The organism is Jongsikchunia kroppenstedtii DSM 45133 (genome assembly GCF_000380485.1).
GTDB classification, from domain to species: domain Bacteria; phylum Actinomycetota; class Actinomycetes; order Mycobacteriales; family Mycobacteriaceae; genus Jongsikchunia; species Jongsikchunia kroppenstedtii.
The window spans coordinates 20,410-29,170 of record NZ_AQYG01000028.1 but is presented as its reverse complement, the minus strand read 5'-3'; the positions used below and the strand labels follow the sequence as shown (position 1 = coordinate 29,170).

At 67.2% G+C, this 8,761-nt stretch carries 7 protein-coding genes and 1 pseudogene; 3 read left to right on the top strand and 5 right to left on the bottom strand.

Annotated features, from left to right (window positions below; genetic code table 11):
• Positions 1-690, top strand: a pseudogene (locus tag G341_RS23355) (integrase core domain-containing protein); the annotation flags it as partial.
• Positions 691-1,702: 1,012 nt separating this feature from the next.
• On the opposite strand, the gene G341_RS0101140 reads toward G341_RS23355, so the two are convergent.
• Together G341_RS0101140 and lpdA are read right to left on the bottom strand one after the other, a co-directional pair.
• Positions 1,703-2,536, bottom strand: coding sequence for a DNA-3-methyladenine glycosylase family protein (locus G341_RS0101140; protein ID WP_026303101.1), 834 nt, complete (start codon positions 2,534-2,536; stop codon positions 1,703-1,705).
• Between the two features lie 130 nt (positions 2,537-2,666).
• Positions 2,667-4,052 carry a dihydrolipoyl dehydrogenase gene (gene lpdA, locus G341_RS0101135; RefSeq protein ID WP_026303100.1) on the bottom strand — a complete coding sequence of 462 codons (1,386 nt, stop codon included), beginning with the start codon at positions 4,050-4,052 and terminating at the stop codon, positions 2,667-2,669.
• A 113-nt stretch (positions 4,053-4,165) separates the two neighbouring features.
• Between lpdA and G341_RS0101130 the strand changes: the two genes are divergently transcribed.
• Positions 4,166-5,368: an NADH:flavin oxidoreductase gene (locus G341_RS0101130; RefSeq protein WP_026303099.1), complete on the top strand. Its 1,203-nt coding sequence runs from the start codon at positions 4,166-4,168 to the stop codon at positions 5,366-5,368.
• A 50-nt stretch (positions 5,369-5,418) separates the two neighbouring features.
• On the opposite strand, the gene G341_RS0101125 is transcribed toward G341_RS0101130, so the two are convergent.
• The gene (locus G341_RS0101125; protein ID WP_018177262.1) at positions 5,419-6,618 is read right to left on the bottom strand and encodes an RNA polymerase sigma factor; all 1,200 of its coding nucleotides are present in this window, start codon (positions 6,616-6,618) and stop codon (positions 5,419-5,421) included.
• Positions 6,609-6,977, bottom strand: coding sequence for a YciI family protein (locus G341_RS0101120; protein ID WP_018177261.1), 369 nt, complete (start codon positions 6,975-6,977; stop codon positions 6,609-6,611). Before G341_RS0101120 ends, G341_RS0101125 begins: the two co-directional genes overlap by 10 nt.
• A 99-nt stretch (positions 6,978-7,076) precedes the next feature.
• Between G341_RS0101120 and G341_RS0101115 the strand changes: the two genes are divergently transcribed.
• Positions 7,077-7,787 carry a YwaF family protein gene (locus G341_RS0101115; protein ID WP_018177260.1) on the top strand — a complete coding sequence of 237 codons (711 nt, stop codon included), beginning with the start codon at positions 7,077-7,079 and terminating at the stop codon, positions 7,785-7,787.
• Here the strand turns inward: G341_RS0101115 and G341_RS20610 are convergent.
• The gene (locus G341_RS20610; RefSeq protein ID WP_018177259.1) at positions 7,770-8,741 is read right to left on the bottom strand and encodes an SDR family NAD(P)-dependent oxidoreductase; all 972 of its coding nucleotides are present in this window, start codon (positions 8,739-8,741) and stop codon (positions 7,770-7,772) included. The genes G341_RS0101115 and G341_RS20610 overlap by 18 nt on opposite strands.
• Between the last annotated feature and the right edge of the window lie 20 nt (positions 8,742-8,761).

Here is an 8,761-nt window from a genome sequence, read left to right as displayed (position 1 = left end):
CCGCCCGCCGCATCTGCCTGGAACTGAACAACTCTGGCACGGTGATCAGTGTCCGCACCGTCACCCGGATCCTGGCCGTCCTCGGTGTGAACCGCCGCCGGTTCATCAACCCGGCCGGCGGCAACAACCGGACACCGCAGAAGATCCCGTCCCGGGCCATATGGTGCATGTCGATATCAAGAAGGTCGGCCGGATCCCCGATGGCGGTGGCTGGCGGGTTCATGGCAAGGGCTCGGTGCAGGCCAAGGCCGCTGCCCGGGCGAAAGCCCGTGGTGCCCGAGCCGGGTACACCTGCACTCGGCGGTCGATGGGTACTCGCATCTGGCCTACACCGAAGCACTACCGGATGAAAAGTGCGTGACCGCACTGGGATTCAGGCCCGTGCGCGAACATTTTTCGCCGTGCACGGCATTACCTACCTGGAGAGGATCGTCACCGACAACGGTTCCTGTTATCGCGCTGCCGATTTCACCGCCCTCTGCGGTGCCGGTCAACATCAGCGGATCGCTCCGTACACGCCGCGTCATAACGGGAAAGTGGAGCGCTACAACCGGGTCATCAGCGAAGAACTGCTCTACGCCCGTGTCTGGATCAGCGAGACCCAGCGATCCGACGCGATCAAAGTGTGGAATATTCCATTACAACTATCTTCGGCCACACACTGCTGCCAGCGACCAGCCACCAGCGTCGATACTACCAGTAGGCGATAGCGATGAGTTCATGTTCGAAACGCCTGTACTGACGGTCCATCGAGGAACAGTGCGGCATGCGCGCTGTCTCGGCAAGCCGGTCACCGAGTCGACGAGTACGGCGGCTGCGGGTGCGAAGAACGGCAATCAACGCCCGCCGTCGAGCACTCGCAACCAGGTCTGGCGATTACACTTGGGCTCGAACACGCAGCCGGACTGCCGGGCCGCGGGTCACGCCTCCCGGCGATCGCCTGTACCGCAAGGTCGGCGATTCGGTTCTGCGGAATGACGGGCCGAGATGCATATCTGTTCGAGCGAGATGTCCTCCGCCTCCGGAATCCCTGGCCGCCAATGTTTTATCGGTCGTGGTGAGCTTCGGCAATGCGTTGGGAATAGCAAGTGTCATCGATCCCAGCATGTACAGCAGCAGCGCCGCCGCCTGACCGCACGCCGGCGCGAGTGTTCGTAGCGCGTGCCGCGAGAATCGCTGACGGACAGGATGACTCAAATGGCCGGCGCGGGGCCCCGATACCGAGGTGAACACGCGAAATGCGGATCGCACATCGCCTCCCACGCGGCGACACTCCACCAACCGCGTCCGAGAATGTGCACCGGATCGTCCGGGCTGATCGCATCGGCGACCGCCATATAGCCCACGCCTGCTCGGCAGGCTGAAACTCTTTGTAGGATTTAGGATTTATCGTAGCCAGCCCCCCCCCCCTGGCTGCCGACCGCGACCAGTCGGAATCGATCCTTGAGGGAATTGTCTACACCGCCCCCACGGGTGGCGCGAGTCCTGGCCAACCGTGAACCAGCAGTAGCGTGGGCCCTGCGAGATTGCCTTACACGTAGCATGCGACGTCGATGTCACCGTTGCTCACCACGTACTGAACGGGTCGGGCACCGCTCACGCGATCCGGCGTTTGCCGACTGTCCTGATCGTCAGGCCGGTACCTTCCATAGCCACGGAACCAACAGTCGGTATTAGAGTCTGACTGTTGATTGATGGAAACTCAGAAGGCTCGACAGTCCCGGACTGACATGCGATGACCTCGCCGCGGCGGCGAAGGTACTCCCAGCTCCATCAGCCGGATCGCCCGATACCGCTGGCCCGCATAGGGTTCCAGCAATTCCAGCATGCCGTCGTTGTCCACCTTCCGGTGCGCGAGCACGCCGCCGACCATGCCCGGCGTGTGATAGTCGCCGACCGGAACCGCATCCGGATCACCGAGCGCCCGGACCCGGACATGCGCCTCGGTCCAGGGCCCGATGCCGCGAATCGAGCGCAGCTGATCGACCCGGCTCTCGACGTCGAACGCCGCGGCGGCCTTGACGGTGCGCATCCGCACCGGCTCGGCACCCGCGCGATGCCACTCCCAGCTCGGGATGGCGGCCCAGTCCTGTTGAGATGGTGGCGATTTCACGGCATCGACGCCCGCCACTGCGATGCCGTGGTGCCGGATCAGATAGCGCCATGACCGCCACGCCTCCGCACCGGGCACCTTCTGTTCGAGCACCGCCGGCACGAGCGCCTCGAAAACACGGTCCGTCCGCCCGATCCGCAGTCCGGGCTTCGCCTTGATCAGCCGTGCGACGACGTCGTGATGCGGCACCAGCGCGGCCGGATCATCGTCGGCGCCGAGCAGCGTCGGCAGCCGGTCGAGCAGCCAGTGCGCGCCATCGCCCCAGGCCCTGCCGAGCACGGTCTTGTCCTCGCGCGAGATGGCCAGCACGGCGGCGCCATCGGGGGTGCAGCTCCCCACGGCGATCGTGCCGCCCCGGGTGACGTGATACGCCGGGTCGCCGCCGCCGCGCCGATGGATCCCGAGGGTCGCGGCAACATCCAGCGGCCATGGCGGGACCCATTCACGCCGGATCGGTTCCGCAGCCACGCCCCAAGTATCCGCGACGGGACACTCACGTACGCTGACCGGCCGGCACCCATCGGGTACCGGCCGGTCGTCTGGATCGAGCGATCTACAGGTTGATCATGTGACCGATCGCGCCGTGGAAGACCTCCTGCAGCGCCTCGGACATGGTCGGGTGGGTGTGCACGTTGCGGGCCAGTTCCTTCGCGGTCAGGTCCCACTTCGCGGCCAGCGTCATCTCCGGGAGCATCTCGGAGACGTTGTCGCCCACCAGATGTCCGCCGAGCAGCTCGTCGGTGTCGGCGTTGGTGATCAGCTTGGCGAAGCCCGCCGTCTCGCCCAGGCCCTGCGCCTTGCCGTTGGCCGAGAACGGGAACTTGGACACGGTGACGTTGTAGCCCTCGTCCCGCGCCTGCGCCTCGGTCAGGCCGAACGACGCGACCTGCGGCTGGCAGAACGTCGCCCGCGGCATCATCCGGTAGTCGCCGAGCGTCATGGTCTCGGCACCGGCGATGGTCTCGGCCGCGACCACGGCCTGCGCCTCGGCGACGTGGGCCAGCTGCAGCTTGGCGGTGACGTCGCCGATCGCGTACACGCCGGGCACGTTGGTGCGCATGTGGTCGTCGATGGCGATCGCGCCGCGATCGGTCAGCTCGACACCGGTCTTCTCCAGGCCGTAACCCTCGACCCGTGGCGCGAAGCCGACCGACATGAGCACCTTGTCGACGGTCTTGGAACCGGCGTTGCCCTTGGCATCGGTGTAGCTCACCACGACCTGGCTGCCCTGATCGTCGATGGTCTCGACCTTGGTCGACGTCAGGATCTCGACGCCGAGCTTCTTGTAGGCCTTCGCGATCTCCTTCGACGAATCCGCGTCCTCGGCCGGCAGCACGCGGTCGAGGAACTCCACGATCGTCACGTCCACGCCGTAGTTGGCCAGGACGTAGCCGAACTCCATGCCGATGGCGCCGGCGCCGACGATGACGATCGACTTCGGCAGCTCGCGGGTCAGGATCTGCGTCTCGAAGGTGACGACGTTGTCCGACAGCGAGACGCCGGGCAGCAGCTTCACGACGGAGCCGGTGTTGATGATGACGTTGTCGGCGGTGATCAGCCGATCGCCGACCTGAATCGTCTTGGCATCGGTGAAGACGCCGTGGCCGTCGATCTCGGTGATCTTGTTCTTCTTCATCAAGAAGTGAACACCCTTGACGATGCCTTCGGACACCTTCCGACTGCGGTCGAATGCCGCGCCGAAGTCGAAGCTCACCTCACCGGACATCCCGAAGGTGTCGGCCTGGTGATTGAAGATATGCGCCAGCTCGGCGTTGCGCAGCAACGCTTTCGACGGGATACAGCCCACGTTCAGGCAGATCCCGCCCCAATACTTCTCTTCGATTACGGCGGTTTTGAGTCCGAGTTGCGCCGACCGGATCGCGGCGACGTAACCTCCTGGACCTGCGCCAAGGACAACTGTGTCAAAGTGTTCAGCCACGACCGCCACCCTACTGCGCCGCGTGACGGCCGTCTCGATCGGCGACCCCACCATGACCATCCAGCGGGAGATTTCCATGCCAAAATCTCGCCAGATATGCAAAACTAGAATTCATGTCAGTTTCTCCGTTCGAGCCCAGCCCGCTCGGCCCCCTCACCGTCCGTAATCGTTTGATCAAGGCCGCCACCTTCGAAGGGATGACTCCCAGGGGTCTGGTGACCGACGAACTCATCGACTTCCATCGCGAGATCGCCGCCGGCGGCGTCGGCATCTGCACCGTGGCGTACTGCGCCGTGGCACCCGAGGGACGCACCGACCGCGGCGCGATCTGGTTGCGGCCCGAGGCGGCCGAGGGGCTGCGCAGGCTGACCGACGCGATCCATGGCGAGGGCGCCCTCGCCGCGGCCCAGCTCGGCCATGCCGGTCCGGTCGCCAACTCCGTCTCGAACAAGGCCAAAGCGCTTGGGCCGGGCCGCATTCCGGCGCCGATGGGCGGGTCGCTGACGAAGAAGATGACCCATGACGACATCCGCGACCTGCTGGTCAACTACCGAAACGGTGCCCGGCTCGCGGTCGACTGCGGTTTCGACGCGCTGGAGATCCACCTCGGCCACAACTACCTGCCGAGCAGTTTCCTCAGCCCGCTGCTGAACCACCGCAAGGACGAGTACGGCGGCTCGCTGGAGAACCGCGCCCGCCTGGCACGCGAGATCGTCGCCGCCGTGCGCAACGAGGTCGGACCCGACGTGGCCATCTGGGCCAAGCTCAACATGTACGACGGCTCCCGCTTCGGCTTTCAGGTCGACGAGGCCTGCGACGTCGCGCGCATGCTCGAGTCCGACGGCCATCTGGATGCGATCGAACCCACCGCCGGCAGTTCGCTGCTCAACCCGATGTACCTGTTCCACGGGAAGCCGCCGCGCAGGTCGTTCGCGGCCTCGATGCACGGGATCATGAAGTTCGGCATGCGGATCTTCGCGCCGATCTTCCTCAAGCATTACAAGTACCACCCCGGGTACCTGCTGCCGCTGGCCAGGCAACTGCGTCATGCCGTGTCGATGCCACTGATCCTGCTCGGCGGCATCACCGACGAAGCCGGGATGGACATGGCGCTCGACGAGGGCTTCCAGTTCGTCGCGATGGGCCGGGCCCTGCTGCGCGAACCGAATCTGCCGCTGCTGATCCAGGCCGACCCCACCACGGAGTCGAAATGCGTGCACTGCAACGAGTGCATGCCGACCATCTACAGCGGTACCCGATGCCCGATCCGTACCGGCGAGATCCCCGACCCGCTGGAGGCCAGGGCCAGCGCCTGACGCGGCCACCGTTTGGCGCCGAGGCCGCCGTGTGAACCCGGGCCGCGGCTTCAAACGCGGGCGCGTTGCTCCGCGAGATATCGGCGCTCGGCGGGATCGGTGGTCAACGAGATCGCCTTGTCGTACGCCGCGGTGGCGTCGCTTCCGGCCCGTGCCAGCAGCAGCGCACGCGCCGCCCACCACGGCTGGAATCGCCGCGCGGACTCGCCGATCCGGTCGAGGATCGCCACACCCGCCTCGGGACCATCGATCTCGGCGACGACGGCCGCCAGCGCGACCTGCCCGCCGAGTGTCGGCGCCACTTCGCGCAACGTCGTGTACAGCGATCGCAGCGTGGTCCAGTCGGTGACGCCGGTATCCCGCCGCGCGCAATGCACCGCGCTGATCGCGGCTTCCAGCTGAAACCGCCCGACCATCCCGAGGCGATGGGCCGCGGCCAGATGTCGGCGGCCGTTCTCGATCAGATCCGCATCCCAGGCCTGCGGATCCTGTTGTGTCAGCGGGACGTATCGCTGCGGATCGCGGGCCGCCAGCCGCGCCGACGACAGGCTGATGAGCGCGGCCAGTCCGTGCGCCTCGGCCCTGTCCGCGTTGTCACCATCGGGCGCGAGTTCGGCCAGGAGCTCGGCGAGTTGCAGCGCCTCGGCACCGAGTTCCCCGACATTCCAGTCGATCGCGTAGGCGCCGTAGATCGCCTCGGTCACCGCCTGCATCCGACCGGGCAGCGCCTCGCGATCGGGTATGCGAAAGGGGATGTGCGCCGCCTTGATCCGCTTCTTCGCCCGCGTCAGTCGCGCCGCCATCGTGGTCGGCGGAACCGCGAACGCCGTGCCGATCTGCGTGGCGGTGAAGCCCAGCACGGTGTTCAGCATCAACGGCGTATGCGCCGCCGGGCTGATGGCCGGGTGCGCGCAGACGAGGAGCAGCTCGAGCCGACGATCACCGATGGCATCCGGATCGATGTCGTCGAGATGGCTGCCGCCGTGGATATCGTTGTCCAGCTCCACATCCCGCGATGACGCGGCCCGCCATCGATCGCGCTGCCGGTTGCGGGCGACGGTCAGCAGCCACGCGTCCGGACTGTCCGGCACCCCGTCGACCGGCCAGCGGCGCAGCGCCCGTTCGAACGCATCCGCCAGCGAATCCTCGGCGGCGGCAATGTCATTCGATGCGGCCGCGAGCAACGAGAGCAGTCGCCCGTACGACGTCCGGGCGACTGCGCTCGCGGCCTGGTCGGCGGCTACTGCCATACGCCGTCGATCGCGGTGATCGCCGAGGCGCGCACCTCGATCACCGCGTACTGGGTGGCCGGGCACTTCTCCGCCCAGGCCAGCGCGGCATCCAGATCCGGCACGTCGATGACGAAGACGCCCGCGAGCACCTCCTTGGTGTCGGCGAACGGACCGTCCTGCACGCGCAACTCGCCGTCGCGGCGGGTCACGGTGGTGGTCGCCGCCACCGGCTGCAGGATCTCGGCGGCGACGAAGACGCCGGCCGACGCCAGCGCCTTGGCATAGACGTCGAAGGCCTGCTCCATCTGGGCGATCGCGTCGGCGGGGATCTCGCCCTCGGCGGGCTCGGCGTTGTTGATGGTGAGCACGTAGCGCATCGGATTCTCCGGTTCTCGTTGTGTTTTCAGTGTGCACAGCCATGACGATCGACGAGACCGGAAATCGACATCGGCGCGCTACCGGCGGAAGATGGAAGCGTGACGGTGTCGCCGTACTGGATGTTCGTCGCGGCGGGCGCGCTCGCATGCGCCGGCCTGTGCATCGCCGCGCGCCGACGGCCGGGGCCCTGGGTGACCTGGGCTGGTCGAGCCATCGCCGTCGTGCTGGCCACCGACGCGGTGTTCGAGCTGGCCAAGCCGATCGCCCGCGGCGACTGGTCCGTGAAGACATCGCTCCCCTTGGCCCTGTGCAGCGTGGCGGGCATCGTCGCCATCGGCGCGTGCTGGTTCCGCGACTGGCAGCTCGGCGCCGAGTTGACCTACTTCTGGGGTCTCACCGGGACCCTGCAGGCCGTGGCCACACCCGATCTCTATGCGGAGTTCCCCCAACTGGAGTTCTTCCTGTTCGTCATCGGGCATATCGGGATCGTCTTCGCCGCTGTGTTCCTGGTTGTCGGGCAGCACCGAACACCCCGGCCGAATGCGGCGCCCCGGGTATTCGTCATCAGCCTGGGCTACACCGTGTTCGTCGGCGCGTTCGATTGGCTGACCGGCTCCAACTACATGTTCCTGCGGGCCCTGCCCGGCAAGTCGTCGTTGCTGTCGGTCCTCGGACCGTGGCCGTGGTACATCGTCAGCGCCGCGGGCGTGGCCGCGGTCATGCTCCTGCTGCTCGACATGCCGTTCCGGCTCGCGCGACGTGGCCGCATCGGGCCGCCGGCGCCATTCGGACTACGCGCCGCCGGCTGAGCCACCGCTGCGGTCGCGGCCCTCGATGAGCTCGATGCTGGTGGTCCACAGGTCCTGGGCCTTGGCGATGTCGTAGGAGTCGGCCGACGACCGGATCTGCCGGCGACCGGAGAAGTATTTCCCGGTGACCACGGCCAAGTCGGGATCGACGACCAGACGGGCGAGCGCCCGCCCCGATTGGCGCGGGGTGTGCACGTTGATACCCGGCACGACCGTCAGGGCCGGCATCAGATATCGCCACGCCAGACCCTGCACTCCCGGGTAGTCGCGGCCCAGCCCGGTGCCCGGCATCAGCCCGGGATCGAAGGCGTTGACAGTGATGCGCCGCCCGTCGGATGCCGAATCGAGCTGCCGCGCAAGCTCATATGTGGCGAGCACATTGCACAGCTTGGACGTGGTGTACCGATGCCGCCCGACCGCACCGGGGCTCGACGTGCCGTCGTCGACGGGATGGGCGAGGTCGCGGGCCGTGGTGTAGGCCGGGTCCGGCATGCCGGTCGGCTTGGTCGGATCGTGAGTGTCGCTGGCGACGAAGACGATTCGGCCCGCGTCGGCCACCGCCGGGAGCAGCTCGCGCACCAGCAGGAGATGCGCGAGGTGGTTGACGGCGAAGGTCTCCTCGAATCCGTCGACCGTCAGCGCGGTGCCGGACACGATCTGCACACCGGCGTTGCAGACGACCGCCCGCAGCGGCGGCAGCTCCTCCCGCGCCATGAACTCCCCGGCGAACCGGCGCACATCGTCCAGCGATGACAGGTCCAGCGGCATGCCGATGGCCCGATCCCCGAGCCGGCGCGCGGCCGCCGCCGCGCGGTCCGCCCCGCGACCGGTGATGACCACCTGTGCGTCCGGGGCCGATTCGAGAACGGCTTCGGCGGCGCGATAACCGAGGCTGCCGGTGCCGCCGGTGATCAGGATGGTTCCGGCGGCGGGGCCAGCGGCGAATGCGTCCATCGCGTCTCCTTCTCCGCGTG

Excerpts from the sequence above, each read along its gene's own strand:
- G341_RS0101130 (WP_026303099.1), top strand. The coding sequence starts at position 4,166 with ATGTCAGTTTCTCCGTTCGAGCCCAGCCCGCTCGGCCCCCTCACCGTC.
- G341_RS0101125 (WP_018177262.1), bottom strand. The coding sequence starts at position 6,618 with ATGGCAGTAGCCGCCGACCAGGCCGCGAGCGCAGTCGCCCGGACGTCG.
- G341_RS0101120 (WP_018177261.1), bottom strand. The coding sequence starts at position 6,977 with ATGCGCTACGTGCTCACCATCAACAACGCCGAGCCCGCCGAGGGCGAG.
- G341_RS20610 (WP_018177259.1), bottom strand. The coding sequence starts at position 8,741 with ATGGACGCATTCGCCGCTGGCCCCGCCGCCGGAACCATCCTGATCACC.